Raw genomic sequence first — 15,632 nt, forward strand, 5'->3', positions numbered from 1 at the left:
CTTGGGCGGATGTAATCAACCGCGCTAACCTGGGTATGGAAGTAATGCACGAGCGTAATGCTCACAACTTCCCTCTCGATTTGGCTGCTGGCGATTCTGCTCCTGTAGCTCTTTCCGCTCCTCCTATCAACGGTTAATTCTGAAGTTTAGCTAAATAAGAGAGCGCCCTCTGGTAACGGAGGGCGCTTTCTTATTTGTATAGGTAAAAGATAGGGTATACGTCAAACATTCCGAGTGCCAAAGCATATAAATTAACTTTTGCACAAACTCTAGTTAAAATACATAAGCCTCATCCTTTTTCTTTAAGATCATGGGCAACACTTTTGGTCATCTATTTCGTATAACTACTTTTGGTGAATCTCACGGCGGTGGTGTGGGGGTTGTGATTGATGGTTGTCCTCCACAACTAGAAATTTCGGTAGAAGAAATTCAAGTGGAATTAGATAGAAGGCGTCCGGGACAAAGTAAAATTACAACACCTCGCAAAGAAGCGGATACCTGCGAGATTTTATCAGGGGTATTTGAAGGCAAAACACTAGGAACGCCTATAGGAATTTTGGTACGCAACAAAGATGCTCGTTCGCAAGACTACGACGAGATGGCTGAGAAGTATCGCCCTTCTCATGCGGATGCAACTTATGATGCGAAATATGGCATTCGCAATTGGCAAGGCGGGGGTAGGTCGTCAGCGCGTGAGACAATTGGCAGAGTAGCAGCAGGTGCGATCGCTAAAAAAATTCTCCGTCAAGTTGCCAATGTTGAAGTTATCGCTTACGTCAAGCGCATCAAGGACTTGGAAGGTGTAGTCGATCCAAATACTGTCACCTTAGAACAAGTGGAGAGCAACATCGTTCGTTGTCCCGATGCTGAATGTAGCGATCGCATGATTGAATTAATTGAACAAGTTGGTAGACAAGGTGATTCTATCGGCGGTGTCGTAGAATGTGTAGCGCGTAACGTACCAAAAGGTTTGGGCGAACCAGTATTTGATAAATTGGAAGCTGATATAGCTAAGGGTGTGATGTCTCTCCCTGCTAGCAAAGGCTTTGAAATTGGTTCCGGTTTTGGGGGGACGGTGTTAACGGGAATTGAGCATAACGACGAATATTATATTGATGAAAATGGTGAAATTCGCACTGTAACTAACCGTTCTGGTGGTATTCAGGGGGGAATTTCCAACGGAGAAAATATCATTTTACGAGTTGCATTTAAGCCGACGGCGACAATTAGAAAAGAGCAAAAAACAGTAACTCGTGAGGGTGAAGAAACATTATTGGCTGCGAAAGGACGACACGATCCTTGTGTGTTACCGCGTGCAGTTCCAATGGTGGAGGCGATGGTAGCGCTGGTGTTGTGTGACCATTTGTTACGGCATCATGGACAGTGTAAGCTGTTGTAGGGATTATACTTTGACTTTCAGAAAATATTTATGCTTCGAGGGTGGGTGTCTGACTCGCCCTTTTTTTTTTATCTGTATTGCTATAGTAGCGGATAACACATTTAACTACGTGCGATCGCATCTATTAAGCAATATGGGTAAAGAGTCTCAAAATCGCTTAGAACACTTTGCTGCTTTAAAGTCCAAATACCAAGCAACTCAATATCAAGATTCATCACCTGCTAGTCTGTTGTATTTCATATTACGAAAAGTTGACTTAGGAATTGAACTCAGTCACTTAGAATTTAATTGGTTGAAAGAGTATAAGCTTGTTGAGACTTTAAAAGCTATCAAGCAAGAGCAGCAACATAGGTTCCAAGAATTTGGAAATCTAGAATTTGAATTCTCCAAATTACAATCTAAGTACAAAGCTACAAAGCATGACGTTTCTTGGCAATCTAGTCATCTGTATTTCATACTTTTGAAACTTGAATCAGGAAATTTAGTTACTGATGCAGATGTTAAATGGCTTAGAGCAAACGGTTTAGATGAGACGAATAAAATTGCTCAAGAGGTAAACCGATTTACTCAACTTAAATCTAAATATAAAGCTACTCAATATCAAGACTCATATCCTGAAAGTAAACTATATCAAATACTGAAAAAGTTAGATTTGACAGAGTGTTTAAGTAATTCTGAATATAATTGGCTGCTCAATAACCAACTCTTGGAAACGGCAGAAATTTTTATGCAGCAGGAGTTAGAAAAAGAAGCTCAATTTGCTCAATTACGGGATAAGTACCAAGCAAATAAACACCTAGATTTCTCATTGTCGAGTCCACTATATCTAATACTGCAAAATATTGATGCTAAAAATAATTTGAGTGATTCCGAAATTAACTGGTTGGAACAGCAAGAACTGAGCGAAACAATTGCCATTGCTCAAGAGTTGGAACAAACACGAGAATTTTCCGCTTTGAGAATTAAGTATAAAGCAACTGAGTATCAGGATTCATCGCCTAAGAGTCACCTGTATAAAATTCTCAAAAGGCTTGAGTTGTCCAATCAGTTAGGTGAACAGGATATTAACTTTCTCAAAAAACGCAAGCTGACTGAGATTATAGAAATTGCAAATGAAAAATACGCCTCAACCCTAAAATCTAAGATCGATTTAGGAGAACTACTTAATGAATCAGAAATTGATTGGCTGAAAAATAATAGACGTGAAGATATAATTGTTCTCGCTCAACAAAAGCACTTTGCTATCTTGAAGAGAAAATATGGATTGATATATCTTTCACTTGTGCTAGAGCCATTTTACGCGATCATGGTCAAATTAGAGAAAAAAGAACGGCTAGATCCTAAGTTGGTTTTGCAGCTTATGGAAGAGGAACTATTATCTCTTGGCGGGAAAATTGCTCTTGCATATTACAAGCTAGAAGGAGAGTTTTATGAGCAGGAATTTCACCGCACTGGAAATAAATGGGATATTCCCACCGCTAGTAGTTATTGGCGCAAAGCAGATGAACCTGAACAGGCATTAAAACTTACTAACTTAGACTTGAGCCAAATCAGAGAAAGCAAGCTAAAGTCAGCAATTTCAGTTACTAGAGGCGCAGCATTCAGAGATATGGATAACTTAGCTGATGCAGAGATTTGCGCGAAAAAAGCTATGGAGTATCACCCTGATAGTCATCAACCTTATACCTTAATGGGTGCTATATATTATGACAAAAGTGACTATCCAAAAGGAGATTATTGGTATGAACAAGCAATAAAACGCGGTGCTAAACCTGAAGATATAGATGATGAGAGAAAACGAGTAGTCAGGAGTACAAAAGATGAGAATAAACGACATGAAGCAGCAGAATATTTACTGAAAAAAGATTCATAACGATATGCTTGAGCTAAGTCTTATCTCAAAAAATCGTCAGACAATGGTAAATAAACTGGTTTGCATCACCAAACTACCAACATGACCAGATTTATTCACGACCAATTTGCCAAAGATTACCTCGAACAATTACTCACTCCTTACGGCGAAGTCCAAGCACCTAGACGAGTCGCAGGAGAAGTTAGACAGATTGATGTTTATTTCATTCCCAAACCACAACCAAGAGACATACCAGAAACACTCGGATTATTAGGTCAAATTGTCACTACCCCTTCTCTACTTGAACCCTTTCGTAACGCAGCCTCAGCTACAGAAATTGGCGATTGTCTCTTAAAATTATTAGAGGTGCGTGGCGATTTACAACGACAAGCAAATCGGAATAAAACTCGTATTCTAGAATCTGATTTACCAAAATTATGGATTCTTACCCCCACAGCATCAGCGCAACTCTTATCAGGATTTGGTGCTAACCCAAAAGATGACTACCTGCCTGGAATATACTTCATGGCAGAATATTTGCGTACCGCGATAGTAACAATTCATCAGTTGCCATCTATCTCAGAAACCTTATGGCTGAGAATCATTGGTAGGGGAAACGTTCAAAAGCAAGCAATTGACGAACTAGAAGCACTTACTCCTGATAATCCTTTCCGAAAAGCAGCGTTAGAATTGCTGTACAACTTGCAACAAAACTTACAAGTCACTCAAAATCAAGACGAGGAAGATAGGGAATTACTTATGCAGCACCACTTTACCAACAAGACCGAGAACAGGCGATACAAGAAGGAGAACAACGGGGACTCCAAACAGGAATCCAAACAGGAATTCAGCAGGGAGAACGCTTAGTAGTGGAAAACTTGCTCAAAGTTCGTTTTGGTGAAATAGATAATGAGCTTCACGCAATTATTGAACCTTTATTATCGTTACCCCCAGAAGAGTTTACGCCTTTACTGTTGCAGTTGTCTCGTGAAGAATTAATTCATCGGTTTTGCTAGTGTTTATCACATATCCTTTAATGAGTTTTATTTTGTCATACTAATTGCATTTATAATCGGTCTTTTTGGGTGGTTAATATACATAAATTACAATTTTCACCGATTATTCTTGCTAAGACCGTGATACATTTTTAGATTACCGACTTATTGAATAAGTCGGTAATCTTGTTTGTTAAGCTGTTGTAGCGATCGCTCAACAGTGTAAAATGTCTTGTATAGCGTTGCATTAAGCAGACAATGGCGATCGCTGATGTATAATATTGCAACTTAATATAAATAATTAAACATGGATTTTCTGACAGTTATAGGATTAGCTGCCGCCACAATAACCACAATCTCTTTTCTGCCACAGATGTTTAAAACTTGGCAAACAAAATCAGCAAAAGATGTTTCTTTGGTTACGCTGATTACATTCATCAGTGGTGTTTTTTTGTGGCTAATCTATGGAATTTATTTACAATCCTTGCCAATTATTCTTGCTAACGCCGTAACATTGGTTTTTAACTTAATTATTCTATGGCTTAAAATTAAATATAGATAAACTTGCCTCTAACAAACATCTGTGACATCATCTGTATTTGACTCTGAACGCCTTCTCTTTACACCCACCACCCCAGACACCAACGCTATCCCCATAATCTTCGCCTTTCCCAACGAGTACAGCGTAGGTATCACTAGCCTTGGCTATCAAGTAGTGTGGGCAACTTTGGCAATGCGTGATGATGTGCAGGTGAGTCGCCTGTTTACAGATACTCACGAACAACTCCCCAGAACGCCGGAAATTGTGGGATTTTCTATTTCGTGGGAACTGGATTATGTGAATATTCTAAATTTGCTGGAATCTTTAGAAATTCCTATTCGGGGAACCTCTCGTGATGATTCTCATCCGATAATTTTTGGTGGTGGCCCCGTTCTTACTGCTAACCCCGAACCTTTTGCAGATTTTTTTGATGTCGTTTTACTGGGGGATGGCGAAATCTTGTTAGGGAATTTTATTGAGGCTTATAAAGAAGTGAGAAATGCCTCAAGACAAACTCAACTAAAAAGACTTGCACAAATACCAGGAATTTATGTACCCAGTTTGTATGAGGTGGAATATCACACAAGAGATGGTGAAGTAAAGTCTATTAAACCAATTTCTCCCGAAATTCCCGCAGTGGTGCAAAAGCAAACTTACAGAGGAAATACACTATCGGCTTCTACTGTAGTCACCGAAAAAGCCGCATGGGAAAATATTTACATGGTGGAAGTGGTGAGAAGTTGTCCAGAAATGTGCCGCTTTTGTTTGGCGAGTTATCTCACACTACCTTTTAGAACAGCCAGTCTGGAAGATTCATTAATTCCAGCGATCGCAAAAGGTTTAGAAGTCACAAACCGGCTAGGATTATTAGGGGCTTCAGTTACTCAACATCCAGAATTTGAGGCGTTGCTAGATTATATTAGTCAGCCAAAATATGATGATGTCCGTCTCAGTATTGCCTCAGTCCGAACTAATACTGTAACAGTGCAGTTAGCAGAAACTTTGACGAAACGAGACACGCGATCGCTTACCATTGCGGTAGAGAGTGGTTCTGAGAAAATCCGCCAAATCGTCAACAAAAAGCTGCATAACGATGAAATTATTCAAGCAGCGATAAATGCCAAAACTGGTGGATTAAAAGGCTTGAAACTCTACGGAATGGCAGGAATTCCTGGTGAGGAAGCAAAAGATTTAGAGCAAACCGTAGTGATGATGCGTAATATCAAAAAAGCTGCACCGGGATTGCGCTTAACATACGGATGCAGCACCTTTGTACCCAAAGCACACACACCGTTTCAATGGTTTGGCGTGAATCGGCAAGCAGAAAAGCGGTTGCAGTTTTTGCAAAAACACCTAAAACCGCAGGGAATAGAGTTTCGCCCAGAAAGCTATAATTGGTCAATTATACAGGCTTTGTTATCGAGAGGCGATCGCAGACTCTCCCAACTTCTTGAACTTACTCGTGACTTTGGCGATTCCTTGGGTAGCTACAAACGTGCTTTCAAACAACTCAAAGGACAAATCCCTGATTTAGATTTCTACGTCCACGCCGAATGGTCAACAGAACAAGTATTACCCTGGAGCCACTTGCAAGGGCCTCTGCCACAGTCTACACTACTAAAGCATTTGGCTGATGCTAAAAGTTATATCAATCCATCCCCAAAAGAATTACAGCCATTGACTTCATAGCTGAAAACTTGATGCAAAACACAGCTGAGTATTACTGCGCCTATTGCGGCGAACCGAACTTAACTTTTATTGATTTGAGTGCTGGAGGACAGCAATCTTACGTTGAAGATTGTCAAGTTTGTTGTAACCCAAATATTTTGTATGTGCGGGTTGATGAAGATACCCTAGATATCGAGATTGATACCGAATCCGAAAGTTGAATTTTAGGTTTTTCTTTCCATGCTGCACTTTAAACATTCCTCAATCATTAATGCCTCACCAGAAGTAGTTTGGAAATTTCACGAAAGGCCAGATATTTTGCAACTGTTAAATCCACCTTGGCAGCCAGTACAAGTGGTTCGTCGTGAAGGAGGGCTAAACGTGGGCGCTATCACCGAATTTCGCTTGTTTCTCGGCCCATTACCCTTAACTTGGTTAGCGCGTCATACTGAATGTGAAAAATATCGCCTGTTTACTGACGAACAGATATCTGGCCCCTTTGAATCGTGGGTACATCGACATGAATTTGAAGCAGAAAATGGCAAAACCAGATTAACTGACACTATTTCCTTCTCTATGCCTGGTGGAGGAACTGTTGAATTTGTCAGTGGTTGGCTAGTACAAGCACAATTAGAAGCAATGTTTCGCTACCGCCACTATGTGACTAAACGAGAATGCGAGTAATTATGAGCATTCTCTTGTAGTAAGTGGCTCCAGATTTTGAGCTTAGTAGGAGCCATACTTATTATTTTATCTTTGTCAGTTTGGATAATAAAAATCAGTAAATTTTCTAATTTACATTAGATTTTTTTGACATTATAAATACTTTTTTGCTAACTTCAAAGTGTCTCCTGAAAAGCTTAAAAATCTCATCCTTAGAGTTGAAGTTTAATCTTTAGGCTGAACTTTGCTGCGATCGCTTTCTAGCCTACATTAGTTTGGGATCTCAACGGCTACAGCGTCATGCACGAATTACTCCACTTCATTCCCTACTCTTGCCGCTAATTGTGTTGCCGACTTTTCCCCAGACTTCGGCTGTTTATAAAGCCCCATCTTAAAAACACTAGTTGTTATAATTACTAAACCTATCAGTACTATGACTTATATAATTCAACCGCGATACCAAAAACAGTTGTTGGTATCGCGGTTGTATGTGTAATAATAGTTAAAGTATCTTAATATTTCTAAATATCTTAAAGTGTTGGCACTATCTAAGGCAAAACACTGACTACTAATGGAGTTTTCTGGCTGGTGGTTAGTGCTTTTTATGGTGACTATATTTTAGGAATTTTCACCTGAATACTAGGCGGAGTAAAAGCGTGATTCAATTAGAACAACCACCCAGTCATCAGACAAAACTGACTTCAGCAGTGAAAAGTAAATCTCAGTTTAAAGGACTTTTCATTGCTATTGTCATTGTGAGTGCATGGGTTATTAGCTTGAGTTTATTACTTCCCCTTGACATTTCCAAGTTAAAACTTTGGATGCTATTACCTAGCATAGCTTGGCAAACATTTCTATATACAGGATTATTTATTACATCTCATGATGCTATGCATGGGGTAGTGTTTCCTCAGAACAGCAAAATTAATCATCTTATTGGGACATTAACTTTATCTTTTTATGGACTTTTACCATATAAAAAATTATTGAAAAAGCATTGGTTACACCACCACAACCCAGCAACTCAAATAGATCCAGATTTTCATAATGGTAACTACAAAAACTTCTTTGCTTGGTATTTACATTTTATGAAAGGTTACTGGAGTTGGGGACAAATAATTGCTCTAAGCATTATTTATAACTTTGCAAAATATATACTTCATATACCAAGTGACAATCTAAATTATTTTTGGGTACTTCCTTCACTTTTAAGTTCATTCCAATTATTTTATTTTGGTACTTTTCTTCCACATAGTGAACCAATCACAGGGTATATTCAGCCTCATTGTGCCCAAACGATTAACCGTCCAATTTGGTGGTCATTTATTACGTGCTATCATTTCGGCTACCACGAAGAACACCACGAGTATCCTCATATTCCTTGGTGGCAGTTACCAGAAATTTACAAAGCAAAATAGTTCTGGTTTTTCTAATAAATAAGTAGGCGTGAATAATTAAAGGTTTCTAGTCAGCGTCTCCAGCCCTTAAAATAAGTCTGGGGCTGCTTACTAAGAGCAAATTTATTCTGCTTATGTCAATTAATAATTCTCGTCTTGTCACCTATAGTCCTGCTTATACAATCGTTCCCACTTACGAATGCTTTAATCGGTGTAGTTACTGCAACTTTCGCAGCGAACCGGGTAAAAGTCCCTGGATGAGTCTTTCAGATGCAGACAGTATTTTAAAACCACTTCAAAATGAAAAAGTCTGTGAAATCCTCATACTTAGCGGTGAAGTACATCCCCATTCGCCAAAGCGTCAGGCGTGGTTTGAGCGGATTTATGATTTGTGTGAATTAGCGCTTTCAATGGGGTTTTTACCTCACACAAATGCAGGTCCATTGAGTTTTGAGGAAATGCAAAAGCTTAAGCGTGTAAATGTTTCGATGGGGCTGATGTTGGAACAGTTAACGCCAACATTGTTAAATAGTGTACATCGGCACGCACCGAGTAAATTACCAGAAGTCCGTTTACAACAATTGCAATGGGCGGGAGAATTGCAGATTCCCTTTACAACTGGGTTACTGTTGGGAATTGGGGAAACTGTAGATGATTGGTGGGAAACATTGACAGCTATATCTGAACTGCATCAACGTTATCGCCATATTCAAGAAGTTATCTTGCAACCTCATAGTCCAGGATATCAGCAAACCTTTGATGCACCACCTTTTGATCCTCATCATTTACCAGAAGTAATTGCTAAAGCACGTCAGATTTTACCGCCAGATATTACTATTCAAATTCCGCCCAATTTAGTTAAAGATGACCTATGGTTACTCGCTTGTATCGAAGCTGGTGCGAGAGATTTAGGTGGAATTGGGCCAAAAGATGAAGTGAATCCTGATTATCCTCATGTTCAGGAACAGGCATTAAGAGAAATTTTACAGCCTGCGGGGTGGGAATTGATGCCGCGATCGCCAGTTTATCCGCAATTTGATAGCTGGTTGTCGGGGGAATTACAAACAGCAGTGAAGCACTTGCGAAAAACTCTAACACCAGTTTCTCTTTTGTCAGAACAGGGAAGTAGAGATTTTCCCATCTAGAACACCAATTCAGTAATCCTGAAAGAACCTCTCCCCCAACCCCTCTCCGAAGCGGAGAGGGGAGTTTCACGGTGGTTTCATACAACCACAGAAAAACTAAAACTGGGTTTCAAAGCCTCTCTCCGTTTCGGGGAGAGGTTTGGAGAGGGGGAAAAAGCTATGTCACAAAACGATAAATCAAGACTTATGTATTTTTCTTTTTTCGTATGAAACCACGCTACCCTTTCCTAGTAGAGAAGGGGTTAGGTTTTTGATAACTGAATCGATGCTCTATTAGTTAACGAGTCTTTGAACTGGATGAATCCACCTCTGAACTCCGTTAACGAGTCTTTGAACTGGATGAATCCACCTTAATTTTCTATAATCTCGATTATTATGAGCATCATGAACTATCACTAGAGAAGGAAATTTTCGACAGTCCCCAAACCTTAGACAGACTTTGTTTGATGAGTGGAGGTCATGTGAGGAATTTGCTATTGTTAGCTCAAGATGCCATTGGACGCACTGAAGAATTACCTGTTTCAGAAAAGGCGGTGCGACGAGCAATTACTCAAGCCAGAGATATTTATCGCCGCGCTGGAGAAAATCATCAATGGTGTCTCTTAGCGGAAGTGTCTTGTTCTAAACGCATTATTAATGATGACTTGTATCGGAGTTTGATGTATAATCGCTGTCTTTTACAATACCGCTATTTAGATGAAGATGGAGAGATGCAGCGTTGGTATGATATTCATCCATTGATTCAAGGAATTCCAGAATTTAAGGAAGCTGTAGCGAAACTTTCATGAACCCAAATTTAAGTGATGGGGATAATGATTTACCCCCAGAACCAGATGACCACCAAGCTTGGTACGCTAAGGGCTATGCGCTAGATGATTTAGGACGCTTTGAAGAAGCGATCGCATCCTACGACCAAGCACTGAAAATTAAACCAGATTATCACCAAGCTTGCTACAATCGGGGCTATGCGCTAGATGATTTAGGACGCTTTGAAGAAGCGATCGCATCCTACGACCAAGCACTGAAAATTAAACCAGATTATCACCAAGCTTGGTACAATCGGGGCTATGCGCTAGGCCAATTAGGACGCTTTGAAGAAGCGATCGCATCCTATGACCAAGCACTGAAATTTCAACCAGATTACCACCAAGCTTGGAACAATCGGGGCTATACGCTAGGCCAATTAGGACGCTTTGAAGAAGCGATTGCATCCTACGACCAAACACTGAAATTTCAACCAGATTTACACCAAGCTTGGAACAATCGGAGCTATGCGCTAGGCAAATTAGGGCGCTTTGAAGAAGCGATCGCATCCTACGACCAAGCACTGAAAATTAAACCAGATGACCAAGCTTGGTACAATCGGGGCTATGTGCTAGGCAAATTAGGGCGCTTTGAAGAAGCGATCGCATCCTACGACCAAGCACTGAAATTTAAACCAGATTACCACCAAGCTTGGAACAACAGGAGAATTGCCATCATAAAATTGAAATGGCAAAAATTAACTCAGGCTGTGACAGGATTTTTGCGAATAATCAGTTTTAGGCGTTGATTTAAGAGTAGCGATCGCCTTCATACTTCCACTGAAAATACTAACTGAAATTAAAAGCTAACATCCTGATAAAAACCATGTCACAACTTAAAATTGACTATCCAGAAACTTTACCAGATGCCTTACAGCAAACGCGAGAACAGTTTGAACAAGAAGCAAAAATGGCTATGGCAGTTAAACTATTTGAAATGAAACGTATTTCTTCTGGTTTAGCTGCACAGTTAGCAGGTATAGATAGGGTAACTTTTTTACTTAATTTACACCGCTATGGTGTAGCAATGATTGATTTAACAAAAGAGGAACTTATATCTGATTTAGCGAATGCTTAAAACTAATATATTTGAATCTTACTCCCCTTCCCTTGTAGGGAAGGGGTTGGGGGTTAGGTCTCTATTGGACTCAACTAAGAATCGCCATAGCCTCAAATAAATACCCACCGTGAACTAATTCCTAACGCATCCCTCAAAGGAGAGAGATAGGAGCCTAAACCCTGTTGTAAAATAGACATATAAGGATTCGGGGGGCCATTTAACTGGTCATAAACGCCTATAGAAACTATTTTTGGAAATCTCCAAGGTCTGAAGTCCAGCCAGCTGAAGCAACTACAGCGGCTGTATCACCAGCGTATACCGGGCGATCGCATCACCACGCCTGAGTTTTCCCAGCGTATGGCAGCAATTAGCACAGAAGTCAATCAGCCTGTGTGCGCTTACGTAAACCGTCGCGGACAAGTGATTCGCGTCGGGGTAGGCACACCGCGCCAAACGCAAATACCACCGATGGAATTGCCCCGTTACGGTGCAGAACGACTCAGTGGTATTCGTTGTATTGCCACCCATCTCAAGCCAGAACCGCCCAACGAAGCGGCGCTCACGGCTATGGCACTACAACGCTTAGATGCCCTAGTTGTCCTAAATATTACCGGAACCGGATTTACACGGCGGGGAGGCGGTGCGACTGGGTATGTCAAAGAAGCTTATCTAGCTCATCTGACACCCCAAGAGTCTCGCACCCTGATTACTAGTCCTGCTGCTCCCAAGATAGGGGAAAGCCAAATCCAAACCCCAAGTTGGAATATATCGCCACCTCTGGACTTGGACGATCTGGCAGATCAAGATTTAGTAGACTTGGTAGAAAATCTGGAAGCGGAATTCCAGCGCGAATTTATCGCCCAGGAAGTAGATGCTGACCACGATCGCGTGCTGATTGTGGGGCTGATGACCAGTGAGATGACTCCCCTACAATTCCAAGACACCCTAGTAGAATTGGCACGTTTAGTTGATACTGCTGGGGGAGATGTATTACAGACAATACAACAAAAGCGATCGCGCGTTCATCCCCAAACTGTAGTCGGCGAAGGTAAGGTGCAAGAAATTGCCCTAACTGCCCAAACACTAGGAGTCAACCTCGTTGTCTTCGACCGCGACCTCTCACCCTCCCAAGTCCGCAACTTAGAAATGCAAATTGGTATCCGGGTAGTTGACCGTACCGAAGTGATTTTGGATATCTTTGCCCAACGTGCCCAGTCTCGTGCCGGTAAATTGCAAGTAGAACTAGCACAGTTAGAATACATGCAACCGCGACTGGCTGGTAGAGGTCGCACCATGTCGCGATTGGGTGGTGGTATTGGGACTCGTGGCCCTGGTGAAACCAAACTGGAAACTGAACGCCGTGCCATTGGGCAGCGCATTTCCCGACTGCAAAAAGAAGTAACTCAGTTGCAAGCCCATCGTTCGCGGTTACGGCAGCGACGGCAGCATCGAGAAGTTCCTTCAGTCGCTTTAGTTGGATATACCAACGCTGGCAAGTCCACTTTGCTAAATGCTCTCACGAATGCAGAAGTATATACAGCCGACCAGTTATTTGCCACTCTCGATCCCACTACCCGCCGCCTAGTGATTCCTTATGGCGAAACCAATGAACATCAGGAAATTCTGATTACAGATACAGTAGGGTTTATACACGAACTGCCTGCATCGTTAATGGATGCCTTTCGCGCCACCTTGGAGGAAGTCACAGAAGCCGATGCCCTACTACATTTGGTAGATTTGTCTCATCCTGCTTGGTTGCGTCATATTCGGTCAGTCAGAGAAATTTTGGCACAAATGCCAATAACTCCTGGCCCGGCGCTAGTGATTTTTAACAAGATTGATCAAGCTGATAGTGAGACACTAGCTCTAGCTAGGGAAGAATTTCCCCTCGCAGTATTTATTTCTGCGAGTCAGCGCTTGGGATTAGAAACCCTACGTCAGCGCCTTGCCCAGCTAATTGAATATGCCGTAGACTCTCAGTAAATACCGAAGATAAATTTTGAATTTATAAAAAGTAATGCCGTAGTTAATATAACTACGGCATTACTTTTATATATTTATACTGTTTTCTACTATATTGAACTTCTAATAATTGCTATATAATTTCCTGAATGACAAGATCATGAAAAACGTGCTAAAACCAATAGCTACAGGGTACTTTTATTTTCTACTTGATCCTGCAATCAATTTCTGCTTATAGACAAATACTAATACTTAATAATCGTTTCATAGCAAGGATTTGAGTGTTTAATGATTTAGGCTATTTTTCATCGAGATCCTTGTCTGGCAAGAATTTCATAAATTATGTACGTTTGCCTTGGGTAAAGCGAATGGAAGATTTAATCCTTATAAATACTAAATATTAGTTTTAATTAATATTGTTAATGACCGTAATTTTTCGATTACTTTATTTAAATTTAATAAATAATTCAATAAATTGTTAACTAACAGTAAAATACCATTGTAAAAATACTTAAAAATCCCAATCATCCTAGAAAAAATATTTTTATACCTCTAAATTAAAGTTTTAGTAAATATGTAAATAAAACTTAGACACCTGAGAATACATGTATAAAAATGTATATGTATACAACTGAAGAGAAGCTAGTTTCAAAGATTTAGTTTGTCTAGATTCTGATTCAAATATCTTGAGCCAACTTGAGATGTAGTCGTTTAATTTATTACTCAATAAAAAAGGGGTTTAAGCGAAGTGTCTCAAATATATTCACAGAAACTAGTAGGTTGCGTAATCTGTGGTTTCTCATCCTTAATTTTGGTAATAGCCTTACAAATACCTAGAGCTGAGGCTGTTTCCACTCAAAGTACCGCTCAACAGGACAAGGCTGCTGCTGATAAAGCCGCTCAAGAGAAAGCTGACAAGGCTGCTGCTGATAAAGCCGCCCAAGAGAAAGCTGACAAGGCTGCTGCTGATAAAGCCGCTCAAGAGAAAGCTGACAAGGCTGCTGCTGATAAAGCCGCCCAAGAGAAAGCTGACAAGGCTGCTGCTGATAAAGCCGCTCAAGAGAAAGCTGACAAGGCTGCTGCTGATAAAGCCGCCCAAGAGAAAGCTGACAAGGCTGCTGCTGATAAAGCCGCTCAAGAGAAAGCTGACAAGGCTGCTGCTGATAAAGCCGCCCAAGAGAAAGCTGACAAGGCTGCTGCTGATAAAGCCGCTCAAGAGAAAGCTGACAAGGCTGCTGCTGATAAAGCCGCCCAAGAGAAAGCTGACAAGGCTGCTGCTGATAAAGCCGCTCAAGAGAAAGCTGACAAGGCTACTGCTGATAAAGTCGCTCAAGAGAAAGCTGACAAGGCTGCTGCGACTTCAAGCAGACCATTGCCGATTATGAATTTCAATCTCAGTGATATTGGTAAAAAATTCCAGTTCAATTTTGATGGTAGCGTAGCCACGCAAAACGTTTCTGGACTTACCTCTACGGCATGGTTAACCTTGAAAACCTTCACTGGTAACGCAGCAATTTTTGATGTTGCTCTAGATAATACCTCTAGTAATGGCATCAACTCTAGAACTTCTGGCTTGGGTTTTAATGTCTATTCCGACCTTCTAGCTACCAACAAATTAGATTTAGCTTCTGGAAAAACAAATGCGTCGGGGCTTTTTAGCAACGCTGTTCTCAACGGTTCTTTCCCAAACCAATTTGGTGATATAGATGTATGTTTCACTGATGGTAACACCTGCCAGGGAGGACAGAATGGTGGTGTGAAGACTGACGATGGTCTTAAGAACTTCTCCTTCTCTCTCGCCTTTAATAAGACCATTGACTCATTCGCCCTGGGTAACTTTGGGGTACGTTACCAAAGTATCGAAGGAACTAATCTGGGTAGCAGTGGAACAGGTCAAGGAGCTTATTATCAATCTAAAGATAAGGAACCTTCACCAAGAAAAGTACCTGAGCCTGGTACGTCAGGAGCTTTAGGCTTATTTGCTGTAGGTGCGCTGAGACTACTAAAGAAAAAGCCTCTAGTTTAATTTTGAATTAAACCCTTGTAGTGGTTGACACTGGGGTACAACAGAGACAAAGTACAAGAGAAGACGAAAACTAATAGGTTGTCACTAAAAGATTTTCGTTACACGGTGTCAAGCACATTTG

12 protein-coding genes and 3 pseudogenes are annotated in these 15,632 nt (G+C 40.8%); all 15 read left to right on the forward strand.

Annotated features, from left to right (window positions below; all coding sequences use genetic code 11):
• A pseudogene (locus tag HWQ42_RS22575) lies at positions 1-137 on the forward strand (photosystem II q(b) protein); the annotation flags it as partial.
• A gap of 173 nt (positions 138-310) precedes the next feature.
• On the forward strand, positions 311-1,399 hold the full coding sequence (gene aroC, locus HWQ42_RS22580; protein WP_292816297.1) for a chorismate synthase: 1,089 nt from the start codon (positions 311-313) through the stop codon (positions 1,397-1,399).
• Positions 1,400-1,691: 292 nt separating this feature from the next.
• On the forward strand, positions 1,692-3,272 hold the full coding sequence (locus HWQ42_RS22585; RefSeq protein WP_367119067.1) for a hypothetical protein: 1,581 nt from the start codon (positions 1,692-1,694) through the stop codon (positions 3,270-3,272).
• An 81-nt stretch (positions 3,273-3,353) separates the two neighbouring features.
• Positions 3,354-4,267: pseudogene (locus tag HWQ42_RS22590) on the forward strand (hypothetical protein).
• Between the two features lie 286 nt (positions 4,268-4,553).
• Positions 4,554-4,808, forward strand: a complete 255-nt coding sequence (locus HWQ42_RS22595; protein ID WP_292816299.1) for a SemiSWEET transporter — start codon at positions 4,554-4,556, stop codon at positions 4,806-4,808.
• 21 nt (positions 4,809-4,829) lie between these two features.
• Positions 4,830-6,476, forward strand: coding sequence for a radical SAM protein (locus HWQ42_RS22600; protein ID WP_292816301.1), 1,647 nt, complete (start codon positions 4,830-4,832; stop codon positions 6,474-6,476).
• An 11-nt stretch (positions 6,477-6,487) separates the two neighbouring features.
• The gene (locus tag HWQ42_RS22605) at positions 6,488-6,676 is read left to right on the forward strand and encodes a CPXCG motif-containing cysteine-rich protein (protein ID WP_012411100.1); all 189 of its coding nucleotides are present in this window, start codon (positions 6,488-6,490) and stop codon (positions 6,674-6,676) included.
• Between the two features lie 19 nt (positions 6,677-6,695).
• Positions 6,696-7,139, forward strand: a complete 444-nt coding sequence (locus HWQ42_RS22610) for an SRPBCC family protein (protein WP_292729942.1) — start codon at positions 6,696-6,698, stop codon at positions 7,137-7,139.
• A 635-nt stretch (positions 7,140-7,774) separates the two neighbouring features.
• Positions 7,775-8,536, forward strand: coding sequence for a beta-carotene ketolase CrtW (gene crtW / locus HWQ42_RS22615; protein WP_292816303.1), 762 nt, complete (start codon positions 7,775-7,777; stop codon positions 8,534-8,536).
• A 113-nt stretch (positions 8,537-8,649) separates the two neighbouring features.
• On the forward strand, positions 8,650-9,660 hold the full coding sequence (cofG, locus tag HWQ42_RS22620; protein WP_292816305.1) for a 7,8-didemethyl-8-hydroxy-5-deazariboflavin synthase subunit CofG: 1,011 nt from the start codon (positions 8,650-8,652) through the stop codon (positions 9,658-9,660).
• Between the two features lie 389 nt (positions 9,661-10,049).
• Positions 10,050-10,448, forward strand: a pseudogene (locus HWQ42_RS22625) (ATP-binding protein); the annotation flags it as partial.
• Positions 10,445-11,212: a tetratricopeptide repeat protein gene (locus HWQ42_RS22630; RefSeq protein ID WP_292816309.1), complete on the forward strand. Its 768-nt coding sequence runs from the start codon at positions 10,445-10,447 to the stop codon at positions 11,210-11,212. The pseudogene HWQ42_RS22625 and the gene HWQ42_RS22630, both read left to right, overlap by 4 nt.
• Before the next feature lie 77 nt (positions 11,213-11,289).
• Positions 11,290-11,541, forward strand: coding sequence for a UPF0175 family protein (locus HWQ42_RS22635; RefSeq protein ID WP_292816310.1), 252 nt, complete (start codon positions 11,290-11,292; stop codon positions 11,539-11,541).
• 219 nt (positions 11,542-11,760) lie between these two features.
• Positions 11,761-13,506 (forward strand): GTPase HflX, encoded by a 1,746-nt coding sequence (gene hflX / locus HWQ42_RS22640; RefSeq protein ID WP_292816415.1) that lies wholly within the window; start codon positions 11,761-11,763, stop codon positions 13,504-13,506.
• Positions 13,507-14,233: 727 nt separating this feature from the next.
• Positions 14,234-15,511, forward strand: a complete 1,278-nt coding sequence (locus HWQ42_RS22645) for a cistern family PEP-CTERM protein (RefSeq protein WP_292816312.1) — start codon at positions 14,234-14,236, stop codon at positions 15,509-15,511.
• Positions 15,512-15,632 lie beyond the last annotated feature (121 nt).

The organism is Nostoc sp. JL23 (genome assembly GCF_017115065.1).
Taxonomy (GTDB): Bacteria; Cyanobacteriota; Cyanobacteriia; order Cyanobacteriales; family Nostocaceae; genus Nostoc; species Nostoc punctiforme_A.

Excerpts from the sequence above, each read along its gene's own strand:
- aroC (WP_292816297.1), top strand. The coding sequence starts at position 311 with ATGGGCAACACTTTTGGTCATCTATTTCGTATAACTACTTTTGGTGAA.
- cofG (WP_292816305.1), top strand. The coding sequence starts at position 8,650 with ATGTCAATTAATAATTCTCGTCTTGTCACCTATAGTCCTGCTTATACA.
- HWQ42_RS22605 (WP_012411100.1), top strand. The coding sequence starts at position 6,488 with ATGCAAAACACAGCTGAGTATTACTGCGCCTATTGCGGCGAACCGAAC.
- HWQ42_RS22595 (WP_292816299.1), top strand. The coding sequence starts at position 4,554 with ATGGATTTTCTGACAGTTATAGGATTAGCTGCCGCCACAATAACCACA.
- HWQ42_RS22630 (WP_292816309.1), top strand. The coding sequence starts at position 10,445 with ATGAACCCAAATTTAAGTGATGGGGATAATGATTTACCCCCAGAACCA.
- HWQ42_RS22610 (WP_292729942.1), top strand. The coding sequence starts at position 6,696 with ATGCTGCACTTTAAACATTCCTCAATCATTAATGCCTCACCAGAAGTA.
- HWQ42_RS22635 (WP_292816310.1), top strand. The coding sequence starts at position 11,290 with ATGTCACAACTTAAAATTGACTATCCAGAAACTTTACCAGATGCCTTA.